This is a genomic window from Desulfonauticus autotrophicus, assembly GCF_055381725.1.
In genome coordinates this window covers 1,939,302-1,965,016 of sequence record NZ_AP042395.1, presented here as the reverse complement: position 1 = coordinate 1,965,016, position 25,715 = coordinate 1,939,302, and the positions used below count along the sequence as shown (strand labels likewise).

Annotated in this window: 24 protein-coding genes and 1 CRISPR repeat array; of the genes, 4 read left to right on the top strand and 20 right to left on the bottom strand. The window is 36.2% G+C overall.

Annotation, left to right across the window (positions count from 1 at the left end; all coding sequences use genetic code 11):
- Position 1: 1 nt before the first annotated feature.
- On the bottom strand, positions 2 to 514 hold the full coding sequence (locus ACZ42F_RS11115) for a prepilin peptidase (RefSeq protein WP_464279040.1): 513 nt from the start codon (positions 512 to 514) through the stop codon (positions 2 to 4).
- A gap of 51 nt (positions 515 to 565) precedes the next feature.
- Entirely contained in the window at positions 566 to 784 is a 219-nt protein-coding gene (locus tag ACZ42F_RS11110) for a prepilin peptidase (protein WP_464280258.1), read from the bottom strand.
- Positions 785 to 897: 113 nt separating this feature from the next.
- On the opposite strand from ACZ42F_RS11110, the gene ACZ42F_RS11105 reads away from it, so the two are divergent.
- Entirely contained in the window at positions 898 to 2,184 is a 1,287-nt protein-coding gene (locus ACZ42F_RS11105) for a phenylacetate--CoA ligase family protein (protein WP_464279039.1), read from the top strand.
- Here ACZ42F_RS11105 and ACZ42F_RS11100 read toward each other — a convergent pair.
- The 10 genes from ACZ42F_RS11100 to cas6 all read right to left on the bottom strand — a co-directional run bounded on the left by ACZ42F_RS11100 (position 2,181) and on the right by cas6 (position 15,513).
- Complete coding sequence (locus ACZ42F_RS11100) at positions 2,181 to 3,245, bottom strand: AI-2E family transporter (RefSeq protein WP_464279038.1); 1,065 nt, start codon at positions 3,243 to 3,245, stop codon at positions 2,181 to 2,183. The genes ACZ42F_RS11105 and ACZ42F_RS11100 overlap by 4 nt on opposite strands.
- 256 nt (positions 3,246 to 3,501) lie before the next feature.
- Positions 3,502 to 6,986: a CRISPR direct-repeat array (repeat unit 30 nt; unit sequence GTTTCAATTCCTCATAGGTAATGTAATAAC).
- A gap of 130 nt (positions 6,987 to 7,116) precedes the next feature.
- A complete protein-coding gene (gene cas2, locus ACZ42F_RS11095) occupies positions 7,117 to 7,383 on the bottom strand; it encodes a CRISPR-associated endonuclease Cas2 (RefSeq protein WP_029687671.1) in 267 nt (88 codons plus the stop codon).
- Between the two features lies 1 nt (position 7,384).
- On the bottom strand, positions 7,385 to 8,380 hold the full coding sequence (cas1b, locus tag ACZ42F_RS11090) for a type I-B CRISPR-associated endonuclease Cas1b (protein ID WP_464279037.1): 996 nt from the start codon (positions 8,378 to 8,380) through the stop codon (positions 7,385 to 7,387).
- A 4-nt stretch (positions 8,381 to 8,384) separates the two neighbouring features.
- Positions 8,385 to 8,891, bottom strand: a complete 507-nt coding sequence (cas4, locus tag ACZ42F_RS11085) for a CRISPR-associated protein Cas4 (protein WP_029687673.1) — start codon at positions 8,889 to 8,891, stop codon at positions 8,385 to 8,387.
- Complete coding sequence (locus tag ACZ42F_RS11080; RefSeq protein ID WP_464279036.1) at positions 8,888 to 9,247, bottom strand: hypothetical protein; 360 nt, start codon at positions 9,245 to 9,247, stop codon at positions 8,888 to 8,890. The genes cas4 and ACZ42F_RS11080 overlap by 4 nt, the downstream gene beginning before the upstream one ends.
- Positions 9,248 to 9,414: 167 nt before the next feature.
- Complete coding sequence (gene cas3 / locus ACZ42F_RS11075) at positions 9,415 to 10,683, bottom strand: CRISPR-associated helicase Cas3' (RefSeq protein WP_464279035.1); 1,269 nt, start codon at positions 10,681 to 10,683, stop codon at positions 9,415 to 9,417.
- A gap of 497 nt (positions 10,684 to 11,180) precedes the next feature.
- A complete protein-coding gene (gene cas5b, locus ACZ42F_RS11070) occupies positions 11,181 to 11,900 on the bottom strand; it encodes a type I-B CRISPR-associated protein Cas5b (RefSeq protein ID WP_464279034.1) in 720 nt (239 codons plus the stop codon).
- A gap of 16 nt (positions 11,901 to 11,916) precedes the next feature.
- The gene (gene cas7b / locus ACZ42F_RS11065) at positions 11,917 to 12,816 is read right to left on the bottom strand and encodes a type I-B CRISPR-associated protein Cas7/Csh2 (protein WP_464279033.1); all 900 of its coding nucleotides are present in this window, start codon (positions 12,814 to 12,816) and stop codon (positions 11,917 to 11,919) included.
- Positions 12,817 to 12,827: 11 nt separating this feature from the next.
- Entirely contained in the window at positions 12,828 to 14,645 is a 1,818-nt protein-coding gene (locus ACZ42F_RS11060; RefSeq protein ID WP_464279032.1) for a TIGR02556 family CRISPR-associated protein, read from the bottom strand.
- A gap of 139 nt (positions 14,646 to 14,784) precedes the next feature.
- Positions 14,785 to 15,513: a CRISPR-associated endoribonuclease Cas6 gene (gene cas6 / locus ACZ42F_RS11055; RefSeq protein WP_464279031.1), complete on the bottom strand. Its 729-nt coding sequence runs from the start codon at positions 15,511 to 15,513 to the stop codon at positions 14,785 to 14,787.
- A gap of 220 nt (positions 15,514 to 15,733) precedes the next feature.
- On the opposite strand from cas6, the gene ACZ42F_RS11050 reads away from it, so the two are divergent.
- Positions 15,734 to 16,777: a hypothetical protein gene (locus ACZ42F_RS11050; protein ID WP_464279030.1), complete on the top strand. Its 1,044-nt coding sequence runs from the start codon at positions 15,734 to 15,736 to the stop codon at positions 16,775 to 16,777.
- On the opposite strand, the gene ACZ42F_RS11045 is transcribed toward ACZ42F_RS11050, so the two are convergent.
- The 5 genes from ACZ42F_RS11045 to ACZ42F_RS11025 are packed head-to-tail and all read right to left on the bottom strand — an operon-like array spanning position 16,716 to position 20,129.
- Complete coding sequence (locus tag ACZ42F_RS11045; RefSeq protein WP_029967849.1) at positions 16,716 to 17,012, bottom strand: ferredoxin family protein; 297 nt, start codon at positions 17,010 to 17,012, stop codon at positions 16,716 to 16,718. The two genes, ACZ42F_RS11050 and ACZ42F_RS11045, sit on opposite strands and share 62 nt — an antisense overlap.
- A 1-nt stretch (position 17,013) precedes the next feature.
- A complete protein-coding gene (locus ACZ42F_RS11040; RefSeq protein WP_464279029.1) occupies positions 17,014 to 17,859 on the bottom strand; it encodes a hypothetical protein in 846 nt (281 codons plus the stop codon).
- A gap of 30 nt (positions 17,860 to 17,889) precedes the next feature.
- Positions 17,890 to 18,327, bottom strand: a complete 438-nt coding sequence (locus ACZ42F_RS11035) for an FAD-dependent oxidoreductase (RefSeq protein WP_464279028.1) — start codon at positions 18,325 to 18,327, stop codon at positions 17,890 to 17,892.
- On the bottom strand, positions 18,328 to 19,314 hold the full coding sequence (locus ACZ42F_RS11030) for an electron transfer flavoprotein subunit alpha/FixB family protein (RefSeq protein ID WP_464279027.1): 987 nt from the start codon (positions 19,312 to 19,314) through the stop codon (positions 18,328 to 18,330). It lies immediately after the preceding gene.
- A complete protein-coding gene (locus tag ACZ42F_RS11025) occupies positions 19,311 to 20,129 on the bottom strand; it encodes an electron transfer flavoprotein subunit beta/FixA family protein (RefSeq protein WP_464279026.1) in 819 nt (272 codons plus the stop codon). Before ACZ42F_RS11025 ends, ACZ42F_RS11030 begins: the two co-directional genes overlap by 4 nt.
- Positions 20,130 to 20,327: 198 nt before the next feature.
- Between ACZ42F_RS11025 and ilvD the strand changes: the two genes are divergently transcribed.
- Both ilvD and ACZ42F_RS11015 read left to right on the top strand, forming a co-directional pair.
- Positions 20,328 to 21,989, top strand: a complete 1,662-nt coding sequence (ilvD, locus tag ACZ42F_RS11020; protein WP_464279025.1) for a dihydroxy-acid dehydratase — start codon at positions 20,328 to 20,330, stop codon at positions 21,987 to 21,989.
- Positions 21,990 to 21,995: 6 nt separating this feature from the next.
- Positions 21,996 to 22,679, top strand: coding sequence for a class I SAM-dependent methyltransferase (locus ACZ42F_RS11015; protein ID WP_464279024.1), 684 nt, complete (start codon positions 21,996 to 21,998; stop codon positions 22,677 to 22,679).
- Between the two features lie 57 nt (positions 22,680 to 22,736).
- Here ACZ42F_RS11015 and ACZ42F_RS11010 read toward each other — a convergent pair whose 3' ends face one another.
- The 3 genes from ACZ42F_RS11010 to ACZ42F_RS11000 are packed head-to-tail and all read right to left on the bottom strand — an operon-like array spanning position 22,737 to position 25,711.
- Entirely contained in the window at positions 22,737 to 23,717 is a 981-nt protein-coding gene (locus ACZ42F_RS11010) for a TIGR00341 family protein (protein WP_464279023.1), read from the bottom strand.
- Positions 23,718 to 23,728: 11 nt separating this feature from the next.
- Entirely contained in the window at positions 23,729 to 24,958 is a 1,230-nt protein-coding gene (locus ACZ42F_RS11005) for a molybdopterin molybdotransferase MoeA (protein ID WP_464279022.1), read from the bottom strand.
- Positions 24,959 to 25,711 (bottom strand): class I fructose-bisphosphate aldolase, encoded by a 753-nt coding sequence (locus tag ACZ42F_RS11000; protein WP_464279021.1) that lies wholly within the window; start codon positions 25,709 to 25,711, stop codon positions 24,959 to 24,961. It lies immediately after the preceding gene.
- Between the last annotated feature and the right edge of the window lie 4 nt (positions 25,712 to 25,715).

Genomic DNA, 25,715 nt, shown 5'->3' with positions numbered 1-25,715 from the left:
ACTAATAAGATAATCCCATAAGCCATCTATAAATATCCCACCACTTATCTCCAGTAAAAACATAAAGCACTGTGGCTAAACTCAAAAAAGGGCCATAGGGAATAGCACTTTCTCCTTTGCTCACCTTGCCCTTTAACCAGAAAAAAACACTTCCCATAAGGGCCAAAAGAGCAGAGACAAAAATCATAGGCAACAACCCCTTAATCCCTGTAAGGGCTCCTAACATTAGCATGAGCTTTACATCTCCTCCTCCCAGTCCATCTATACCCTTAGCCCATTTATAACCCTTTTGTATAACTAAAAAAAGTAAAAATCCAGCCCCAGCGCCTAAAAAGGCAGATTTTACTCCTGGCTGAGGCAACCAGAAGGAAAACAACAAGGCCAAGAACGCACCTGGTAAGGTTAAAATATCTGGCAAAAGAAAGCTTAATAAATCAATAAAACTGGCCACAATAAGTAGGCCAAATAAAATCAAATAAAGAAAAAGGCCAGGCTCCAGCCATACTTCCACCATAAGCCCAGGGCAATAATCCCGGAAATCAACTCCACCAGGGGGTAAAGCAGACTAATTTTTTTTTTGACAATGAGAACACTTACCCCTAAGCAAAATAAAGCTCAAAAGAGGTATATTTTCCCACCACTTTAGCTTATGCCCACAACTAGGGCAATGCGAGGGGGGCCACAAAATAGACTCTTCTTTGAGATATCTCAAGATACAGACATTATAAAAACTACCTAAACAAAGACCTAACAAAAATACAAACCCATGGAACCAGTATGCCATCATTTTTACCTTCCCATATTTTTAAACTTGCCAACTTGACTGGGATAAAATAAACAAGCCAGTGATTACATAAAAAAACATCCCTTTGACAACTAAAAATTGGAGCCAAGGAAATGAAATACCGTTTTTTTCCTACTCTTTCAGAAGAAGAGTTAAGAGAAGTCCAGTTACAAGGTTTAAAATGGACAGTAAACCACGCCTATAGTGGAAGCAAACAATACAAACAAAAACTAAAGGCTGCAGGCATAGAACCCCAGGCCATCTCTTCCCTGGAAGACTTACAGCACCTTCCCTTTACCACAGTGGAAGATTTAAGGGAAGGCTATCCCTTACCTCTTTTATCTGTCCCAGAAGAAGAAGTGGTAAGGATTCATGCCTCTTCTGGTACCACAGGCAAACGCAAAGTCCTGGCTTATACCCAAAAGGATATTGATATTTTTAAACTAATGCTTGCCCGTTGTTTTGAACTGGCCGGGCTTACCCCTTTAGACAGAGTGCAGATTGCTGTAGGCTATGGGCTCTGGACTGCAGGTGCTGGCTTTCAACTGGGCTGTGAATATTTTGGAGCCATGGCCATCCCCATAGGGCCTGGCAATTTAGATATGCAATTACAATTACTCACTGATTTTCAATCCACCTGTCTTTGCTCCACTGCCTCTATGGCCTTGCTCATGGCTGAGCAAGTAAAGAAAAATAACCTGCTGGACAAAATCAATCTCAAAAAAGCCATCTTTGGGGCTGAACCCCATACGCCTAAAATGCGCAAATATATTGAAGAAACCCTAAATTTAGAAGATACCTTTGATATCCCAGGCATGACTGAAATGTACGGTCCAGGCACAGGCCTGGAATGTAAAGCCCATGAAGGTATCCATTATTGGGCAGACCTGTTTATCATAGAAATCTTAGACCCCAGCACCTTAAAACCTGTAGCTCCAGGTGAAGTGGGAGAAATGGTAGTAACTAGCTTGTGTAAAGAAGCGGTTCCTCTTATCCGCTATCGCACAAGAGACCTGACTCGCTTTATTCCTGGTAAGTGTAGCTGTGGGCTCAACTTTCCCCGTCATGACCGCATCCTGGGCCGTTCTGATGATATGTTTATCTTTAGAGGGGTAAATATTTATCCTGGCCAGATTGCCAATATACTGGAAGAATTTCCAGAATTAAGCTCTGAATATCAAATCAAACTCTATCGCCAACAGGGGTTAGACTTTATGGAAATAAGTGTGGAGCAAAAAGAAAACACCTCTATAAGTGAAAATTTACCCCCGCGTATTGAACAAAAAATTAAGGAAAAAATTCTGGTCAGTGCCAAGGTAAAAATAGTTCCTCCTCTGGCCCTTCCTCGTTCCTTTGGCAAAACCAAACGTTTACTAGACGAGAGAAATGGAGAAAGCTAAGACCTGCACCGCAAATACTCCTGAAATTCCTCTTCATAGAGATGAAACATAACCAAAGCAAAACTGAAAATTAAAGGACCATAAATGAGTCCTAAAAAACCAAAACTACTTACTCCTCCCAACAAGGCCAAAAAAAGGAAAAAGGGAGATAAACTATCCCCTCTACCAATAAGATAGGGGCGTAAAAAATTATCAATACTTCCCACTAAAATAATAGACCACAGGGCCAAAAAAAGAGCTGCTCCACTTTTACCTATTAGCAAGAGATACCCTACTGCTGGCAACCAGACCAGAGCTGTACCCACTACAGGAATGAGCGAAGTTAAACCCAATAAACTTCCCCAAAATACTCCTGGGATGCCCACCAGGGCCAAACCTATTCCTCCTACCACTCCTTGAGCAAAGGCAGTAAGCAAGTTTCCCAAAATGATTTTTTTGGCCACCACACTCAAATAACCTTTAATTTTCTCTTCCTGGGCCTCAGGCAAAGGAGAAATTCTTTTTAACTTCTCCCACAATACATCCAGGTCTCGCACAAAATAAAAAAGAATAAAAAAGAACAAAAAACTATTGGTTATAAAAGAAAAAAAATTGCTAAGCAAACCACCACCTTCCTGTACTACAAAAAGACTTATTTTCTTAATAGCAGTCTCAATATATTCTTTTAAATCAATAGATTTTAAAATTCCTATATCCAGGTTATATTTATGTAACAACTGCTGAAGATAGACAGAAAAACTGCTAAAAGACAAAATATCCTTTTGATTCAAAAAATGGCTTACTTTATCCACCACTTGAATTCCCTGACTTATCAATACAGACAAAAAGTAAAGGCCTGGTAAAAAGATAACCAGGAAAAATAAAAGTAAAACTAAAAAGGAAGCTAAATTTTTTCTCCCCTTAAAATAGTCAAAAAACTTTAAATATAAGGGATGTAAAATTAAAGAAAAGGTAATAGCCAGGATAATAACTGCCCAAAAAGGCCGCAAAAGCCAAAGTACCAATACCAAAGATACAACCAATAAAAACAACTGAAAAGGCCGATAAAAATTTTCAGCCATAACAATTCCTCTTTTTTAGTTAGGAGGTAAATAAAGATTAAAAGCAGTCAACCCCTCTCCAACAAAACCCTTTTTAAGATTATTAAAGCCTTTTTAGCAAGCCTATTTTCTCTAATCTCTTATGATTTTAAAAAGTCAAAATACTAAAGAAGTTTTGGTTAAATACTATCTGAATTTTCTAATCACCCAAAAAAAGTTGCTTAGCTCTAAAAAATAAAAGTCTTACTGTTTATTCAGAAACAATCTTTTCAACTACATTTCAATTCCTCATAGGTAATGTAATAACATTTTAGTTCCAAAAGTAAATGTAAATATTGTAGAGTTTCAATTCCTCATAGGTAATGTAATAACTTGAATGGGTTTATGGTAGTGGCTTTCCTAAGTCGTGTTTCAATTCCTCATAGGTAATGTAATAACTATCTAAGTTATGATTTCTATAGTATAGTAGAAAAAGTTTCAATTCCTCATAGGTAATGTAATAACTATGTTTGGGAAAGAGAAAGCAACAGGGACTTACCAGTTTCAATTCCTCATAGGTAATGTAATAACTGGCATTGAATATGTAGCTGCTTCTGATTCTCAATCTTGTTTCAATTCCTCATAGGTAATGTAATAACCTGGCAACTAATGCCCCAGATAACCAAGAAGACTGGAAGTTTCAATTCCTCATAGGTAATGTAATAACCTAGATATCCCTGGTATATATACTATTATAATTTATAGGTTTCAATTCCTCATAGGTAATGTAATAACCGCCAGGACAAGAAACCTATCAGACCCTAAAAGCTGTGTTTCAATTCCTCATAGGTAATGTAATAACCCGTCCACCTTCTCTATTGCCCTCTTCACTGCTAACATCGTTTCAATTCCTCATAGGTAATGTAATAACAAGGGGATATTAAAAAATGAGAACTCCAACACTATAGTTTCAATTCCTCATAGGTAATGTAATAACAATATAATCATTAACATTTTGGAAAAAACCAGAACTAGTTTCAATTCCTCATAGGTAATGTAATAACTAGTATATTAAATCACTTTTTTCCACATAAAGCTGAGTTTCAATTCCTCATAGGTAATGTAATAACCTATAATGGTATTTAACAGTTATAAGTCGTCTTATAAGTTTCAATTCCTCATAGGTAATGTAATAACAAGAATATAGTATTAGATATAAAGTCAAAAGCTGTGTTTCAATTCCTCATAGGTAATGTAATAACTGTCTGGTTGGGCTAATAATAAAGAAGATAAAACATAGTTTCAATTCCTCATAGGTAATGTAATAACCATTTTAACCCCTCGTTGAAGTAGAGGGGGTTAGAGAGTTTCAATTCCTCATAGGTAATGTAATAACCTCTATCTGCAAATTGTTGTTAAGGCTCCATTCTATGTTTCAATTCCTCATAGGTAATGTAATAACTCTTGCGTCTGCGCCTAAAAACACCTTAATATTTTTCGTTTCAATTCCTCATAGGTAATGTAATAACCAAATTTGATGTTAAGTTTCTTAGCAAGTTAGGTATGTTTCAATTCCTCATAGGTAATGTAATAACCTAAATTGGATGAGATGGTTTTAGAAGATGTAGCTACGTTTCAATTCCTCATAGGTAATGTAATAACTGTACTAATAGAAACAAACGGAGCGGGTGAATATCGGTTTCAATTCCTCATAGGTAATGTAATAACTTGTTTGAAAGTATTAATACAAAACAATTCTCAAATGTTTCAATTCCTCATAGGTAATGTAATAACGGCTGCTTCAGTAAATGAAAGTAGCCCTTTTGTTTATGTTTCAATTCCTCATAGGTAATGTAATAACAGAAACTGGGGAGCTTGTTATTAACGAGCCAGCGGGGTTTCAATTCCTCATAGGTAATGTAATAACGAATTAGGGGAAGCTCTGGAAAAAGCAAGGGAAAGAAGTTTCAATTCCTCATAGGTAATGTAATAACTGTACTAACAGAAACTAACGGAGCGGGTGAATATCGGTTTCAATTCCTCATAGGTAATGTAATAACACAGGCTGGTGCAAAGGTTTTACACATCAACAATGAGTTTCAATTCCTCATAGGTAATGTAATAACTTTATTCCAAATATTCTAATTTGAAGAAGTGGCATAAGTTTCAATTCCTCATAGGTAATGTAATAACTTTAAAGTCAGATGGTTTATATGCTACGGGTTATAAGTTTCAATTCCTCATAGGTAATGTAATAACAATATGCAAACAATAAATATATAAAGGAGGTTATTAGTTTCAATTCCTCATAGGTAATGTAATAACATAGATACTATTAGTTTTATCAATATCTGGTATTGAGTTTCAATTCCTCATAGGTAATGTAATAACTGCTACAGAAAGTGATACTGGGTTTGTAGAGGTTGAGTTTCAATTCCTCATAGGTAATGTAATAACTTGTCAGTTGAATAAATTCTTGCTCATCTTCTTCTGGTTTCAATTCCTCATAGGTAATGTAATAACTTTCTATCCAAAGACAATCATCTATCAAGGCGGCTATGTTTCAATTCCTCATAGGTAATGTAATAACGTTTACTATCATATATCATTACCTCCTTTTTTATTCAGGTTTCAATTCCTCATAGGTAATGTAATAACCAAACCCAGTTTGAGCGAAATTCGGGCGATTACCTGTTTCAATTCCTCATAGGTAATGTAATAACCTGCTTTTAGAGATGGCAGAACCCAGACTCTCAACTGTTTCAATTCCTCATAGGTAATGTAATAACCAAGGTTGAGGTTGCAGAGTGGGCAAGGGCAGAGATGTTTCAATTCCTCATAGGTAATGTAATAACGTAGTATGTTTAATGGTTTTGTCGGCAGCGTAATCGGGTTTCAATTCCTCATAGGTAATGTAATAACCCAGGAAAAAACTACATCCTCTCCCACAACCTTACTGGTTTCAATTCCTCATAGGTAATGTAATAACATTGATCCAATGGTTGGTGCAAATTGATCCAATGGTGTTTCAATTCCTCATAGGTAATGTAATAACTTTTGTAGTATTCTCTGTAGTATTCTCTGGTATTGGTGTTTCAATTCCTCATAGGTAATGTAATAACTCAGTCAAATAGACACAAAGAGCATTATTACTTTAGTTTCAATTCCTCATAGGTAATGTAATAACCTGGGCCTTTCGGCCTACTACAGCCTCTCCTTCTTTGTTTCAATTCCTCATAGGTAATGTAATAACCGGACTTACCCATTCTCTGCAAATCTCTCTCAGAGAGGTTTCAATTCCTCATAGGTAATGTAATAACGAATTGGTATAGCTAAAGATTTTATTCATGTTGATTGGTTTCAATTCCTCATAGGTAATGTAATAACGAAATTAACTTTTCCGCCACCACCCTAATAATAGGGTTTCAATTCCTCATAGGTAATGTAATAACGTTATCAGGCGACTTGTGGATGGGTTGGGGTATAATGTTTCAATTCCTCATAGGTAATGTAATAACGGCACCTTTTAGAAAACCAACAGGCGCACATTTTCTGGTTTCAATTCCTCATAGGTAATGTAATAACTTGGAGATACAATCCTTTCTATCCAGGAAAACACTCGTTTCAATTCCTCATAGGTAATGTAATAACAAAGAGGTAGGGGTAGGAAAACAAAGAAATAAAAAAGTTTCAATTCCTCATAGGTAATGTAATAACTAAATGGTGCAAGGAAAATAATTACGAAATTGTCATGTTTCAATTCCTCATAGGTAATGTAATAACCAACGAAATATTTAAAAAAAATTTTTTTATTTTTCAAGAAAATCTTTTTTTTGCCTCCTTTAAGAACTAAATATTACATTTTTTCTGTCATACCAAGCACTTTTTCTCACCATCTCAACCCGACAGAATTTCACAAAAACTGCGTATCTTCCTTTTTATCATTCCCTAGCACTTCCCGATGACTATAAAGTAAACTTCTAAAAGAATAAATTATCACTGAGTCACCCTCTTCTTCTACCAAGACCTCTTTAATCTCACTTTTCAACTTTTCCAACCTAGCCCTCGTAATCTCTCCTTCAAAAACAGAATTTTGGACCCATTCCAGGTACCTTCTGCATAATTTTAGCATCCTTCCACATCTTTTTTGGTTAACATCATAATATAAAATGACAAACATTTTACCATTCCATCACAAAAGGTTTATAATCTTCATCACCAATAAGATATTTTTCCAATTTATACAGCTCAAGCCTTATAAGTCTTCTATAGCTAACTTTTTTATTTATTTTTCTATAAGTTATAGTTCTGGACAAAAATTCTTCCATTTTTTCTAAAATTTTCTTCTTTCCTTTATCTGACAATATCAATCTCCCAACACTTTTATCAAAATCCTTTTTGGATATCACTCCATGTTTTATAAGAGAAATCAAAAGCCTATCCCCAATAACTACTTTAAATATTTCAGCAATATCTAAGTTAAGAGTGAATCTTCTAAAATTAGTCGCATGTAAAAAACCAATTCTGGGATCAAGATGGGTTTGATATATCTCACTTAAGACATAAGTATACATTAAACTATTTATAAAGCTAATAAGAGCATTTAAATGATCTTTTGGTGGTCTACGAGTTCTTTTTTCAAAATAAAAATCTTTATTATTAAGTATTTTATTAAAACTATTATAATAAACACCTTTTGCTTTACCTTCAAAACTCATAAGTTCATCAATATTTACGCACTTTTCTATATTTAATAAAACATCTTCCAACATTTCGATTTCGCTGTCCAGATCGTATTCTCTCCTTCTATAATACTTAAGTATTTTTAAGCTATTTTTAATTGCACCTTCTACAAACCTTTTTGCCAAATACAAACGCATATCAAAATTATCATACGCTCTAGCTTGGTTTAAAATCATAAAGCCAGAATTATAATGCTCCCGAGGATAAAAACTTCCAGAATAGTATCCATAATAGTTAAAATAATGAAGAATTATTTCTTTTTGAGTCAAAAAATTTAAAAGCTTTGTATTAAAAGAAACTTCTCCAAATACAAAAATCTCCTTTGTATTTTCTACAGGTATAAACCTCTTTTTTCCTTCTTCTGTCTCAAAAAAGAGAGTATTGTCCTTTCTTTTAAGATGTCCACTTGTAAATATATAAAGAGTTTCTAGCATGCTATTAACTCCAACAAAATTCAAAATGGGCACAATTTTTACATCTCTTAACCTCTATATCTACTTTAGGAGGTACTTCTTGCGATAAAACTCTTTCCATTTCCATTAAAACATCTATAATTTTGTCCTCATCTTCTTCTGTCACTAGAACTTCCTTACTAATTTTTTCCTTAGGAATTTTTATTAAGCCTATAGCCTTAATGCCCTTTTTAATCTTTATTAAAAAAAGATAATATTTTAGCTGGAAAATACCACTTTTTAAGGTTTTTGAAGACTTTTTTATTTCTGCAATATAAAATAAATCTTTTCCTTTAACTACCATATCAAGAATTGCTTCTAAATCAGCTAAATAAATACGCTTCCTTTGCCTTTTAAAAGTTGCTTCGTCAATTAACCTTCCTATCTCCAAAAATTCATTATATTGATCTGCACTTAACTGCCTACTCATAAGCCATGACTGCCTTTTACATATATTAAAGGCATTAAAAAGAGATGGAGAATAATATCTCATATAAAATTACTTAGCTCTTTCTTAAGCCCAGTTTCATAATCATATATATCTTGAACAAAATCTCTTTCTACTATTTTAAAATTTCCAATTTCTTCAAACGAAGTATAGTTTATTGTATTAATCGAATATCTTACAGACAATACATATTGATAAAATTTAGATTTTATTTTTAGAAATTCTGCCTTTCTATCAAACTTGTCACTTATTGAAAAAATACTTTTAAAATATTTTAACAAATTGGAGGCTTCATTATTAATTTCAAAAAACATCAAGAAGGAAGGGATCTCATCAATTAATTTAAACTTATTTTGAATTTCTTTATAATCCAAATTTTTTATACTTTCTAATATCTTCAAGCTATCATCTTGAGAACTATTTTGCTTAATTTTCTCGTAATATTCATTTATTATTATAAGCAGTTCGGATTCCTTAAAATAACTTCTGCTTAAAAAAAGATTTTCTGTTTCTGTGAGACTTAAACCTTCATAAATATAGTTATGGTCGAATTTGCCTTTTTCATTTTTTATTTTAAATAAGACAACCCTACCTTTTTTTTATTGTTACTCCTATTACATCTACCAGCTGATTGAACAATAGAATCTAATGGAGCAAAATCCCTATAAACAATATCTAAATCTATATCTACCCCTGCCTCAACTAACTGTGTTGAAACTACTATTTTATTACTTGGGTTGTTTTTTATTTCTTTAATGCGTTCTTTTCTTTTAATAGGCAAAATATTTGTAGATAAATAAACCAAGTCTTTACCACAAAATTCTTTTTTGAGTTTATCATAAAAAATAAGGCTTGAATTTATTGTGTTAAAAACAAAAAGAAAACTCTTATCAGCATTTTGTTTAATATCCTTTTTGGCAATTTCATATAAACAATCTAAACTAAATCTGGCAATTGCGTTATTTTCTTTTAACACATTCAGTTTATACCTTGAAAATAGTGAGAAGTATTCATTCCTTCTATCTTTTGATATAAGAGGTAATGTCTCTTCCTCTTGAAAGATTAGTGGCATTGTAGCTGTTAAAAATATTACTCTACAGTTGAACATATCGATTAAGTTTTTAAAGATCTCTTTTGTTAGATTCCAATACTTATAAGGGATAGTTTGAACCTCATCTAAAATAATCACTGAATTTGCGATATTATGAAATTTTCGTAGTTGAGAATTTTTATTAGAGATTAGGGTATAAAATAGTTGCCAAAAGGTAGTTAAAATTAATGGTTTATCCCAATTTTCCACTAAAACTTGAGCCTTATCCTTTTCTATATAATCCTCATTATATTTTATTTTAATTTCTGCTAAATGATGGTGAACAATAAGAAAATCCTCAACATTGGTATTGTTTATTTTAAATATATCTTTAATTACATCCTCAGTTTGATCCACTATGGAAGTAAAAGGTAAAGCATAAATTACTCTTTTTAAAGATTTTTCTTTTTCCAATAATTTAAAAGCTAAATTCAATGCTGCTAAAGTTTTACCTGAACCAGTTGGTACATTTAGAGAATAGATTTTACCACTTCTATAAACTTTATTTATTGAGCGAATACTCTCTTCATATATAGTATTTCTGATTCTATTTAATGAGGACAAGCAATTATCATTATTAAATTTATTTTTTTTATAGTTATCAACATAACCAGCTATATCCTTAGGTAATTGTGAATATTTTAATTTTCCAAAAATAACTTCTGTTTTATCTGAATAAGTCAATATAGAAAAAATAAAATTAAGCAAAAAATAATTTTCAATTTTACTATCAATTTCAATCCACAAAATTTCTTCAAATTCATCCCAAAGGTCTTTAAAACTTAAACTTTTAAGCTCTGGGAATTCATTTAATTTAAGAGTTAAAAACTGCTTTTGAAGAATGTCTTTTTTCTTGTTGTAAGCATTTCATTAAAGTTTTCTAAATCACCGTGATGTTTTCTCACTACTACAAAGGCTAAAGCACTCAAAAATTCATTACCTGTTTTGACCTTTACAATATGGGAAGTAATAAGTGCTGATATTAAAGAATGGTTAATTAAGTCTTGCTTATGTTCACATTGCCTTTTTTCAATGGATGCCTTTAAATAATCCTGAAAAAAATTGTTGCCTTGCCAATATCATGATAAAAAAGAACTGTCTCAAGTGTGTTGCGGATTTCATCATGAGGACAAAAAAATTTTAACCCTTTTTTATTATCAAAAACATCAAGTCCTATATTTTTAACATTTGTAAGATGATCAACGAGTCTCGTTTCAGGATGAGACAGTAGCATAAATTAAGCCCTATATCATAATAATATTTTCATTTAACTCTAAGATATGTATATATTTTTTAACCTTTGCAGTTATAGTTCTAGCTGTAGCTTCTATTATAAAATCTTTAGACTCCATTAGTTCTCTGTTTTTATTTAGCTCTGTTGGCATATGAATTTTTAAAAATTTAGTTCCAGGCTGAATAAAATCAATTTCAATTGCATCCTCAAGAGGTAAAATTGAGTTAATTTCAATGAATTCATTTCCAACTTCCTCCTTTATATCAAACGAACCAATAAATTTAAAATTTGCAATACATTCTGATATACCTAATACAGGAGTATAAGCTGTCTTATGCTCTTTAACTAAAGTCTTAAACCTTTTTAATTCAATAATATTATCAGACAATACATAAATTCTAAAATAGGGATCCTTCAAAAATTCCATATTAATTTGTGTTCTACAGGATTTACCCTTAGGCATTCTTGCAAACATTTTAACTTCTTTTGTATTGATAAAATTTTGTGGAATATGAAATTTTGTTACGGGACTTCTTAAAGAAACAGCAAAAAACCACTTATTTTTCTTAAATTTTTCTAAATACGACTCCTTGTCATATCCTAAAATGGCCCCAATAATACCATATAGTGAAGTTTTAGGAGGAACAGGAAAAGTAATAGGAGAACTTGTTGTATAGGGCACTCGAAAGTGCCCAAAATCACCCCATAAATCAAAAACAATTAGTTCCATTTTCTGAACCTCGTTATTAGAAGTTTAATTTTTGCCAATCTCCTGGAATAGTTTGATTTAAATTTAAATTTTCATCTATTTTATACTCTATTTTTTTTATTCTATTTTTATTATTTTCAAAAATATTTATTAGCTCTTCTATGTCAAGTTTAAAATCTTTTACGCTTCTTATCTTAAATTCATTCTCATAGCATGTAAGTTTAATTTTTTTATCCAAATCACCTATAAAGAAACCAACATCGTTATAAGTTACTTTTAATAAAAATCTCGGCATCTGACCAAATTTTGAGCGGCTAATGAGATTCTTTGTACCATTCCACATGGCATCTAATAGTTCATTTACATCGTTTTCAGTTAATTTTGTATGCTTTGCAGCTGTTTCATTAATAATACCATGAAATACGATAAAAGAGTAAGGCAATATATACTCTTCTCTAAACGTTGATTGTTTAGCACCAGCCTTTGAAGCAAAAGCACCAGTTCCTTTAATATGTTTTAATTCTACTTTATTCAACGAACGTCCCATCTTAAACTGGACAGGTCCAGTATAGGTAATAGAGTCTTTATCGAGCGGAATGACTCCTCCAAATAATCTAATATCTATACATTCTTTTAAAACCATATCTGCATTATTGTTATAATCTTTTGCCCTTGTTTTACCATCTTGTATACCTTTTTGGGGATCTCCATATATAAAAATTTCTCTTACAAAAATATCCTTACCATTTTGTCCATTATATCCTTTATATTCATAAAGATAATCTCTAATAGTTCTTTTCAATCTCACATCTGTAACAATATTGATTTTTGTTTCTTCGTCAATTCTTGGTTTGTTTTCATCCATGGGATCACCATTGGGATTAGCATCTGTAACATCATAACAAAATAAAAGTTCACTTCTTTTTTCAATATACATAATACCCCCCTTTAATTTTTATTCTCATTTTCTACTTTAAAATAATCAGCTAAAATTAAACCCAATGTAAAATAATAACTCAATTCATCAACTGAGTAGTTGCTAAAGTCTGATTTTAGCAAATATTCTCCTATTGCTTTTTCCAACTCTACATAATAATTCTTTTCATATTCCTCAAGTTTATTAACCATTTCCGGCAACAATCTCTTAGCCACTTTTTCATCAATTTTAAGCCCATTTAACCTACTTTTAAAAGGAGTTGCCTTTCTTTCTTGATACTGAATATTTAGTAATTTCTTGGCGAGCACACCTTCTAAAAAAAGCGCCCTTTTAGTTTCATCATCCAATAAAGGATGTTCTTGAAAAAAATCCTCAAAATCATTACCATAATTTTTCATATTGCCTCTTCTCCTTTCTAAAATTTTTATTTGCTCTAAATAAAGCAAGATTTTATACGACTGTAACACCAATGGATCAATCCAATTATCATTTAAAAATTCTATACTTATTTTATCCATAAATCTTTCTAAAAGAAATTGAATATAAATTTTTTTATTTATAAAAATATTATTTAAAATAGACAAAAAGTATTTATCAAATTTACCATCTGTTTTATTATTAGGGAAAAATTTTCTAATAAAATTAAAAGAAAAATCAAATGTTATTATATCTTTTCCAGTTTTTAATTCCTTGAATATTTCGTATTTTCTCTCTTTTTTATCAACTTTATCCTTTGCTTCAATGAGAAATTTAAGTCTTGAGGGAGCAATTTCTTGTAAAAATAACAATATCTTAAATGCCTTATTTGACTTTTCAAAAAAAATAAAATTAAAATTTACATTATTATTTTCCTTTGCAAGGTCTCTGATTATTGCTTCTTCAACACGTTCGATTAAACTGGCTTTACCCTCTTCTAATGAAAAACTTTTATATTTTTCAAGCTTAGTTAAAATCTTTTTACTTAAATCCTCATCACTTAAAACTAATTGTGGAATAATGTAATAATTAAATCCACAAAATTTAAAAACCAAATTTTTATCTGCATATGTTTTGGCTCTTTCTAAAATTTTTGCACAATCTGGACAAACAGGATAATTCCTCCATGCCAAACCTTGATTAAAACCACCAGCTACATAGCTCTCTTTATCTACAGTATAAAAATTATATGTGTTTACGAAGCCCCACACCTCATCTGCTATTCTTCTACAAACATAACAATATTTGTCATTTGATTTACTTTCTATATTATATTTTTTATAAAAACTACTGTATGCAGAATTTTCATTATTTTGAAATGGTTTTCTAAAAACTTCCATATCTCCTACATAATAATCTTTATCATCTTTTTTGAAAATAAAAGTAACAATTGATGGTTCTTTCAATTGATTATTTGATTTTAATAAATCCCTATTTCTAGCAAACTCTATTAATTCATTTTCTATATCTTCTATATTATCATCTATCATTTTCTGCATCTTATTTAAAAAGTCTTTATCTTCATCAGATAAATCCCTTTTATTTTTTTCTAAAAATTTAGAGAAAACAGGCTTAACCTTAATATTAAGAGTCTTATGTATATCTGTTATCTTTGATGTTGGAGTTTTATCTACTCCTCTTGAAGAGCCTGTTTTGTAAAAATACTTCATTTTTTTGGATGAATCTAATTCTTCATATCCTATTCCACAATATCTAATATCATCCAAATTTGTAATATCAATTATAATCTTAAATACCTGTTTATACTTACTTCCTACATTTTCTATAAACTCTTCCAAAAAATCTACTTTGGGTAAAATTTTACCTATCTCATATAAAGCTTCTATCATCATTCAAGCTCCTATTTTGGACATCAATTTTATAGATTTATTTTTTATCCCTCATTTTCTTTTTTTATAATTATATCCAATTATATATCATCTCTTTCATGCATAAGCTTTAAATCCCGTAGTTTAATTGTCTATCAAAACTTTAACATTCCCACTCACTCCAAATCCCAAACCCCATGGAATTACGCTCTCCAAGTCCCACATCATAGGCAAATTTCAAAAATTCTGGTTCACCTGAAATTTCAAATATTCCCTGCCAGCCTTCGATTACTGCCCCCTTTTCTCTGGTTCCGTACCAGGTGGCAGTCCTTTTGATTTGAATTGGCTCAATTTTTAATTCATAGGGACAATCTTCCTCTTTATAGGCAACCCATTTTTTTTGCAGATTCCTGTTAATTGCCTGAGAAAATTTCTCTCCTGGATCGCAAAGTTTATACTTTCCATCATCTCCAGTAGAGCGCATGGCTATGGGGTTCATGGATTTGATTTTAATGAGGGAGGAAAATTTTTTGGCAGGTAAAATAGCAATAGAATTCAAAAAGACCCTATTGTTACCCAAAAAAAGCTCTTCTCCGGTCACAAAATTCCTGGCTACCTGCTCTAAAATCCAATCTACAGGAGAAGAAAGATAAAAACTCACCTTTGCAGGAAAAGAAAAAACATTGAGTTTCTTATCCAGTCTCCCCTTTTCCAGGATAGAAGAAAAGGTAAAAAGCTTAAATTTCCTTTTCTCATACTGAAATCCTTTATTATGTAACCAAGAAGCATAAGGAGCGTCTAAAAGATTATAGATAAGCCCCTGCAAAGTTCTTAAAAATCCTTTTTTAAGCTTAATAGAGCTATTAGAAACCAGTTCTACCTTAAGTCGCATATTATAAATCCTCTTTATACTTTATAAATTTAAAAAACAGTCTTTTTTATAACATAAAAAAATAAAAAATGTCAATATATAAAAAAATCACAGAAATATACATTCTTCTTCTTAAAACTTATAAATAGTAAAAAATATTACTTTTTACTTTCAGAATATTACCCCTTGTCAAGGAAAAACAAGAATCATAAAATATAGATACACCAAAAGGAAAACTCCTATGAGCAATTGCTTACTAAAGCCTTCTCTAGCTATTTTACTTAACTCTCTGGATCATCTACTGGCAGCCTCTTTGGCTGGGAGCAAGGCGGTAATCATTGACACCAACAATATCTCCTTACAGGAAACAAATGGTCTGATTTTAAGTGCTAAAAAACTAGGGCTGGAATATTTTATATTTGGAGAAAAGGTAGAATGTTCTTCTGAAAAAGAAAAAATAATATTTGAAGAAAAGAGGATAAAAGACAACTCTTTTCTACCTCAAAATATTTTTTTATCTTCTCTAGATAACTTAAGTCTTTTAAACGAAGACTATATACAAAAAATATTTTTACCTGCTTATTTAAATTTAGACCGGTTAAAAGAAATCTGTACAAGATTTCCCCAAAAAGAATTTGCTTACCTGGTACATGGAAGGCTATGTGCTTTTTTCTCTACCTCAAACTCTAAATTTCCTTGTGGACAAGACAATCCTAAGTGCGCAGATTTTGGCCTAAGATTTTTAATCAAAAAATTAGCTAAAATCCCCAATTTAACTTGGGGCCTAATCAATAGCTTAGGCCAATCTTTTACTTCCACTTACTACTTATATAAAGCCTATGAAAGTTTTTTAACTACCAAAGAAAAGATGGGATTAAAAATATTAGATAAGGCCAGGATAAGGCCAAGCACTTCTTTTTTCTTTTTACCTCAGGCCAGTAAAAAGCTTTTTTTACCCTTAGAAGAACGCTTGTATTTTTTAGGAGTGTTACGCGGAAAAAAATATAAATTTTTACGACCCAGAAAAGAACTTTACCCTGGAGAAAAAGTGCTAATTATAACTCCTGAGCAAAAAGAACTCTTTTTTACTGTGCCCAAGTCCATTCCAGTCAAGGGACAATTAAACCTGTCTCTTCAAGGAATTCCTTCCCACAGCAAGGTCTATCTTTGGGAAGAAGAGGACGCTGAACTCAAAAAGGCCCTTTTAAAACTCAAACAAAAACTTAACCAAACTTATAAGCCAGGCCAAAGCCACCCCGAGGATATTTCCAGGCAATGTTTTTAAAGGGGCAAGCTACCCGGCACGAGCCACACTCCAGACAAGACTGATAACTTATCTGAATCTGCCCCTGTTTATCCAAAGAATAAACTCCTGCAGGACAAAAATCCAGACAGGGATGGTTATGACACTCCTGGCAAAGTTCAGGCTCTTTTATCTTTAGATGAGAGTTTTCCTCGTCCACATAAAACTTCACACTAAAAATCTTTTCTTCTATATCTACCCAAGGTAATTTTTTCATTTTACCCCCTTAAAGCCCAAAAGAGCTTGCTTAAATCCTTTACTACGCCCAGAACTCCTCTATTTTTCTTAATTACATCTTTTATTTCCCTAAAAACCTCTTCCTTTTCTTTGTGGTCAGCATGGAAGTAAATACTTGCCATCTGGTTTAAAAGATAGGGATAGTGAAAAAGGTGCTCTTGAGTTAAAAGCAGTTTTTTTAGTTTTCTTATCTTGCGTAAATCCTTTAAAATAAAACTTTCTTCCAATTTTTCCCTATAAAGTGCCAGAAACTCCTCTGAATAATTGTCTTTTTCCCTGGCCAAAGCGCCCACTTCCCCAGCCAGTAAGCCAGAGTAAATGGCCAGGTTGGTGCCTTCTCTAGAAAAGGGGTTAACCAGGCCAGCACTATCTCCCACCAAAAGTACTCCAGGCCCATAGACCTGGGGCATGTTATCCACACTCCATTCAGGGATTAAGTGTGCTCCATACTCTAGGGTTGTTTCTCCTTGTAAGTATTTTTTTAATCTGGGATGATTCTTTAAATTGGCCAGTAATTCATAGGGTTTTAAATTTTGGGTTTGCAATACCTTTAAAAACACTCCCACCCCCAGAGAAAGGGTGTTGGAGTTGGTATATAAAAAACCATTTCCAGGTAAACCACAGGTGGCTTCACCCAAAATCTCCACAGCCAGACCATCTTCTGCAGAAAGCAAGCCAAAACGGCTTTCCAGACTTCCCTTGGGCAAAGAAAGGACTTCCTTTACAGCCAAAACCACATCTTCTGGCTCAAAATCCCTGGCCAACCCCAGTTTCTGGGCCAGAAGGTTGTTTACACCTTCAGCAATAATCACCAGAGGTGCAAACACCTTTTCTGGTTGGGAGGAGTTTTCCTCTGGTCAATCCGTAACTACGCCCTGAACCTGTCCCTTTTTGTTGTGCAAGAAGTCCACAACAGTAGTCTTGGCAATAACCAGAACGCCCTCTTCTTCTGCCTTTGCAGCCAGCCAGGGGTCAAATTTGGCTCTAAAGGCAGTAAAGCCTCTGGGAGCCTGGGCACTGCCATAGGTAATCTTGATAATATCTTCTTCAGCTAACAGCCAGAATCCTTCTTCTGTTACCCACCTTTCCTTAGGAATATCTTTTAGTTCCAGGTCTGGAAAAAGATTGAGCAGGCTTTTGGTATAAGCGACTCCGCCAAAAAGATTCTTGGCCCCACAAAACCTGCCTCGCTCCAGCAAAATCACCCTCATCTTTTTTCTGGCCAGAGTAATAGCTGCAGCAATTCCTCCAGGCCCTCCGCCTATGACAATGGCATCATATTTAAGAGTACTCATTTAAGACTCCTTGAGTTCTTTTATCCTTTTCAAAAGGGAAGGTAATATCTGGTACAGGTCCCCAACCAAGCCCAAATCCGCAATACTAAAAATTTGTGCCAAGGGGTCTTGGTTGACGGCAATGATGTAATCTGACTCCTGCATTCCCACTCGATGCTGGACTGCTCCAGAAATCCCAAATCCTAAATAAACCTTGGGCCTTACTGTTTTTCCGGTCTGGCCTATTTGATGCTCATAACCGATAAATCCTGCATCCACTGCTGCCCTAGAAGCTCCAACTTCTCCGCCCAAAAGTTTGGCCAGTTCAAAAAGTAATTCAAAATCCTTTTTCTCAGCTATACCCTTTCCACCAGCTACAATTACTTCTGCGTATTCCAGATTCACCCCTTTTTCTTTGGGTATAAATTCCAGTCGCTTTACGGGTATATCTTCTTCTTTTAACTCAATGTTTTCTTGAATCACTTCTCCCTGCGGGGTAGCTACCTTTTGAGGCAAGGGAAACACTCTGGGCCGTACTGTAGACATCTGGGGTTTGTGTTCAGGCCAGGAAATAGTGGCCATAATATTGCCCCCAAAAGCTGGCCTGGTGGCCAGAAGGTGTCCCTTTTCATCCATGGCCAGCTCTGTAGCATCAGCAGTAAGACCTGTTTCCAAAGAGGTAGCTACAGCACTGCCCAAATCCCTACCCAGGGTAGTAGCGCCCAGTAAAATAATATCAGGAGTATATTTTTTAGCCAGTTGCACAATGGCTTCTCTAAAGGGTAAATTGCGGTAATAGGCAAAAACAGGGGCATCGAGCACATACACTCTGGTTGCTCCGTATTCTAAAGCCTCCTGAGCCACAGAATCTATTTTATATCCCACTACTACTGCTCCCAATTCGTCTTCTGGGCCAGCCAGTTCCCTGGCTTTACCCAAAAGCTCCCAGGAAACAGGATGGGCTTTACCTTCCTTACTCTCTACAATTACCCAGATTTTCTTGCTCATAATATTCCCAACTCCCTTAGCTTTTCCACAATTAAATCCACGGCCTTTTCTACTCCAATTTCTTCCACCTTGTATTTTTCTCCACTTTGCCTGAGCTCTGGAGTAAAGACCTTGTGCACTCTGGTGGGAGAACCCTTTAGTCCCAGTTTACCGGGTTCATAGGCTACAGGCTCACTGGCACTAAACACCAAAGGTTCATGGGTTTTGGCCCGAATCAAATTTACCAGAGGGGCAAAGTTTTCTCTGGCTATTTCCTTTTCACAGGTGAGAACCAGGGGAAACCTGGCTTCCACCACTTCTATGCCTTCTTCCAGCTTTCTCTCCAAAACACAGGTCTTACTCTCCAGGGAAACAGAGCGAATCTGCTGAACATAGGTAACCAGGGGCAAATGCAAACGCGTAGCCACACCTGGCCCTACTTGCGCAGTATCTCCATCAATGGCCTGTTTGCCAAAAAACAAAAAGTCAAAGGGTGTTTCCCTGGCTAAATATTCAATGGCCCTGGCCAGAGTATAGCTGGTAGCCAGGGTATCTGCGCCAGCAAACTTGCGGTCAGAAAGGAGGACTGTTCTATCAGCACCCTGCTCCACAGCTTCCTGCAATAAAGTTTTAGCTCCCGGAGGACCCATACTCACAACTGTAACTCTTCCTCCATATTCCTTTTTTAAGGCAATGGCCGCTTCTAAAGCGTGCAGGTCATAAGGATTGATAATAGAAGGAACCCCTTCCCGAATAAGCGTACCTGTTTCTGGATTGATGCGAATATTGGTGGTATCTGGTACCATTTTTATACAAACTAGACATTCTAATCCCATTTTTCCCTCCAAAACAAAGAAAACCCTTTCCTAGAGAAAATCTTTTTCCAGGTAAACCCCTTTTGTCTTACCCTTCTCTCACCATTCTACTAGGAATTCCTTGAGTTAAGTCAAATTTCCCCTATCCTTTTAAAGGTTGTAAGTTTGTCTAAAAATCATTACCTTAGAGGAGAAAAAATAAAAAAGGGGATGCGTACAATGAGAAGTAAAAAAATCACTCAAGGCCTGGAAAAGGCGCCTCATCGTTCTTTGTTGCACGCTCTTGGTCTGACCAAAGAAGAGCTAAAAAAACCACTAATTGGCGTAGTCAATGCAGCCAATGAAATAATTCCTGGCCATATTCACCTGGACAAAATTGCCCAGGCAATAAAAACCGGGATTCAAATGGCTGGAGGAGTAGCCATAGAGTTTCCAGTAATTGGCGTATGTGATGGCATTGCCATGAACCACGAAGGTATGCATTATAGCTTGCCCAGCAGAGAACTCATTGCTGATTCCATAGAAATAATGGCCACTGCCCATCCCTTTGACGGCCTGGTATTTATTCCCAATTGCGACAAAATCATCCCGGGAATGCTTATGGCCATGCTTCGTCTAAACCTGCCCAGCCTGATTATTAGCGGTGGCCCCATGCTTGCTGGCAAGTTTAAAGGGAAAACCGTGGATTTAATTTCTGTATTTGAGGGCGTGGGTAAGGTAAAAGCAGGAGAAATGAGCGAAGAAGAGCTAAGCTTGCTCGAAGAAAAGGCCTGTCCTGGCTGCGGTTCTTGCTCTGGCATGTTTACTGCCAATTCCATGAATTGCCTGAGTGAAGCCATTGGCCTGGCCCTGCCTGGTAATGGTACTATTCCAGCTGTAAGTAGTGAACGTATTCACCTGGCCAAAAGGGCAGGATTTACTGTTCTAGAACTGGTAAAAAAAGATTTAAGGCCCAAAGATATTTTACAAAAAGAAAACATTTACAACGGTATTGCAGTGGATATGGCCCTTGGTTGCTCCACCAATACGGTACTTCACCTGCCAGCTATTTTTAAGGAAGCAGGACTGGACATTGATTTAAGCATTTTTGATGAAGTAAGCAAAAAAACTCCCAATCTCTGCCGCTTATCCCCTGCAGGCAAACACCACCTAGAAGACTTACACCTGGCAGGTGGGGTTTATGCGGTATTAAAAGAACTGGCCCAAAAAGACCTGGTCCATCTAGAAGCCAATACTGTCCTGGATATTCCCTTAAAAGAACTCTTAAAGCATGTTCAAAACTCCAATCCAGAGGTAATCAGGCCCATAGACAACCCTTACTCACCAGAAGGAGGCATTGCCATTCTCTACGGCAACCTGGCTCCAGAGGGCGCAGTGGTCAAACAATCTGCTGTGGCCAAGGAAATGATGCAGCGCAAGGGCAAAGCCAGAGTGTTTAATAGCGAAGAAGAAGCCACTCAGGCTATTTTAAATAGAAGTATCCACAAAGGGGATGTGGTGGTCATCAGGTACGAAGGCCCTAAAGGCGGACCTGGCATGCGGGAAATGTTAACTCCCACTTCAGCCATTGCTGGACTGGGCCTGGATAAAGACGTGGCCTTACTTACAGATGGTAGATTTAGTGGAGGAACCAGGGGAGCAGCCATTGGGCATATCTCGCCAGAAGCCTATGAAGGTGGTCCCATTGGTTTGGTAGAAGAAGGGGATGAAATCTTAATTGACATTCCCAAGCGCAAATTAGAACTCCTGGTTTCTGCAGAAGAATTGCAAAGAAGAAAACAAAACTTTAAACCTCTGGACAAACCCATAACTTCTCCTTTCTTGCGAAGATACAGAAAACTGGCCAGTTCAGCCAGCCAGGGGGCTGTATTTAGAGATTAGATAGGTATGTGGAGTAAAAAAAGAGTAAACAACTATCTTGCCTGGATAGAAAGCCCAGAAGGGCGTTTTGCCTTAAGGCAGGAAAAAAAACTCTTAAATTACCTCATTTCTCCCTGGCCCAGACGCAAACAAACCCTGGTGGATTTGGGCTGCGGGCCAGGGACCTTTTTAAACTTTTTCTGGAAAGCAGGTTTTGAAGTCCATGGAGTGGATAAATCCCAGAACATGTTAAAGCAGGCCAGAGAACGTACCAGAAACAAAATACCTTTAACCCTGGCTGATTTAGAGCACCTGCCCTTTGAAGATAATGAATTTGACTTTGGGGCCCTAATTTTGGTTTTAGAATTTACTCAAAATCCAGAAAAGGTATTGCAGGAGGCCTGTCGAATAGTAAAAAAGGGGCTTATCTTAGCCTCTTTAAACAAGTATTCCCTTTATTACTTACAAAAAGGTTTTCCCTGGCCCAGAAGCCCTAAAAATGCCTTGCGCCAGGCCAGATGGTATAGTTGGCTGGAAATAAAAAAAATGTGTAAACACAATTTGCCAGTAGCTGAACTTACTGCTAAATCCACTTTACCCGGGACTACCTGTCTCTGGAAAAATCGGAAATACCTAAGGCCGCTGCACTATACTTTTTTACCACCCTGGCTGGGAAGTTTTATTGGCCTGCGTATAGATTTTTCAAGATGAGTGCTGGTTGCCATCCCCTTCTGGTGACAGAAAAAAGCCCCTGCCCACCCTGTTAAATTACCACTTTCCCAGCCACCAAATTAAAATCAACAGGGATACCAGCCAGATAGAAAAAGCCAGATAGGTAGATTTTTTGGCCTTATTTTCCTCCCACCAGGTTCTGGGTTTTAACCCCTGTAAAAAGAAGGTACTTATGGCTGCTAGATTTATACAGTCCATATTGATTAAAAAAAGCAAAAGAGCCTTGCCAGCTTCCCTAAAAAGCCCCTGCCCCAGCAAAAGACCAGCTACTACCAGAGGAGGAAGTAAGGCCACTGCCACCATGACCCCTACCACTACGCTGGGGATCTCTGAACTAAAGGCCAAAGTGCCTGCAATACCAGCACTAAGCCCCAGTAAAACATCCACAGAACTTACCTGTAATCTGGAAACCAGGGCAGGAGTAAAGGGCACCTCCAGAAAATAGCCCAAAACCAGGGACAATCCTAAAGTCAAAAACAAACCCAGAAGCAAGGTAATTCCTGACTTTTTTATCAACTTCAGGTCGCCAAGCACAGAGCCCAAAGCCAGTCCCATATTGGGGCCTAAAAAAGGGGCAATGACCATGGCTCCAATAATCACTGCAACTTCATTTCTAAAAATACCCACTACAGCCACTAAAGTAGCCAAAATTACCATCAATACATAAACCAGATTTAACCTGCTGGCCTTAAACACATCTATATAAAGCTCATCTCGACTCAAGCGCCCCAGTACCCTCTGCCAAAAGCCCTTTTCCTTCTTATCTTCTCCTAAAGCAGGCAACCTGGCTTCTACTGGCAAGACCCAAACTCGAAACTGTTCGTACATGGCAAAGTGAGAGGATAAAAGGTCCAAAACCTCTTCTACCTTTTCTCCCTTTACCACTATGCTTATGAGCCCAAAACTCTCATTGGTCTTGAGGGTATAAAGGTAAAAGATATCCTCAGGCCAAAGCACTTCTTTGGCTTTGCTCAGGGCTTCTAAAGGCAAGGAGACTTGCACCAGCCGTAAAGCCACTTACAACACCCTTAAAAAAGCCATACTTCTACTTCCTGGCCGCTTAACAATCCTTCCAGGTTGTCTGCTATTGGCACCAGACCTTGAGCCAAAAGCAGGGTTTTTATCAATCCAGACTTGCCCAAAACAGGAGTTACTGTATTGGTCTCTGGATCAAACTTCACTCGAACAAAATCAAACCTGCCCTGTTTAGAGGCAATATTGCGGGTAAGTCTGGCTCTGGTTTTATAAGGCCAGGGATTGGCAAAAGCCCCTTCTTCTCCTGCCACAAAGCGCAAAAAGGGAAGGCCTAAAACCATTAAAACCACCTGGGCAGAAGTAACCTGACCGGGTAATCCCAGTACAAACTTGTCCTGCCACCTAACCATTAAGGTGGGTTTACCTGGGCTTAAGGCCAGACCATGAAAAAGGATTTCACTACCAGGAAAGTCTTTTAAGACCTCCAAAGTCAAATCCCTGGTACCTACAGAACTACCACCAGAAAGTAAGAGCACATCTACCTCTGCCAGGGCCTGTTTAATCGCCTCTTTTAACTTTTCTTTATCGTCTGGCACAAAGTTATAGGTCCTGGCGAAAAATCCATACTTGGTTAAAAGGGCCTTAAGGGTATAGGTGTTTACATCCCTTACCTGTCCAGGTTCAGGTTTTTTACTCACTTCCACCAGTTCATCTCCAGTAGAAAGGATGCCTATTGAAGGCATAGAAAAGACCTTGACCCTGGCATAGCCCAGGGTAGCCAGGGCCCCTATCTGTCTAAAGTCCAGAGGAGTCCCACTTTTAAAAACAACTTCTCCCTGTTTAAAATCCTCTCCAGCTAAAAGGACATTTTCACCAGGAAAAACCGCCTTTCTCACTTCTACCAGTTCTGCGCTTAGCCTTTCACTGTGCTCTACCATGAGCACACTATCTGCACCTGAAGGTAAAATCCCTCCAGTCACAATACTGGCACACTCGCCACTGCTAAGGGAAAAGTCCGCTGGTTTGTCGATTAAAATCTCTCCCTTAAAATGCAAATAAGCAGGATTGGTTTCACTGGCGCCAAAGGTATCTTCTGCCCTTAAAGCATACCCATCCATGCTAGAACGAGCAGCCAAGGGCCAATCTTCCCGGGCTATTATTTCCTGCGCCAGGATTCTATTGGAAGCCTTGGCAAGCTCAACTTCCTCTACCTTTCTTTTTATCTTTTGTTTTTGTAAAAGCTCATAACTTTCCTTTAAACTTAAGACCTTAAAAAACTCCATTTATTTTACTCCCAGAAGTTTGGCCAGTTTATTTAGCGCTTCCAGGGGATTTTTGTGCTGAAAAACATTTCTGCCCACACTGAGCCCAGCTATACCTGTATCTAAAGCCTCTTTGACCATGTTCAAAAATTCAGCAAAGGACCTTTTCTTGAGTCCACCAGCTATAAGTACTGGCACTGGAGAAGCTTCTACAGCCTTTTTAAAGCTTTCCTTATGCCCGGAATAGGGTACTTTAATCAAATCTGCCCCCAATTCTGCTCCCAAACGAATACAATGGGCAACCAAAGAAGGGTCATATTCATTGATTATCTGCCCACCTCTGGCATAAACCATGGCCAGTACCGGAATACCCAGTTGATGGGCTTCATCTACCACCATGCCTAAGTCCTGTAGCATTTTATCTTCTAAATCATTGCCAATGTTTACATGCACAGAAACAGCATCTGCACCCAGACGCAGGGCCTCAGCCACAGAGCAAACCAGGGTCTTATTATAAGGGGGAAGGCCGTGCTTACTGCCAGCAGAAAGGTGGACTATCAACTTTAAATCCAAAGGCAAATATTCTCCCCACTCTTTGGCAATCCCCTTATGCACAATCACGCCGCTAAGGCCGCTTTGCTCCAGTTGGGGGAAAAATAAATCCAAGCGCTCCAGCCCAGGCAAAGGACCTTCACTTACCCCGTGGTCCAGGGGTAAAAACATCACCTTGCCTTTACTCAACAACTGTTTTCTTTTGCGAAAAACTCCCAGCATAGTT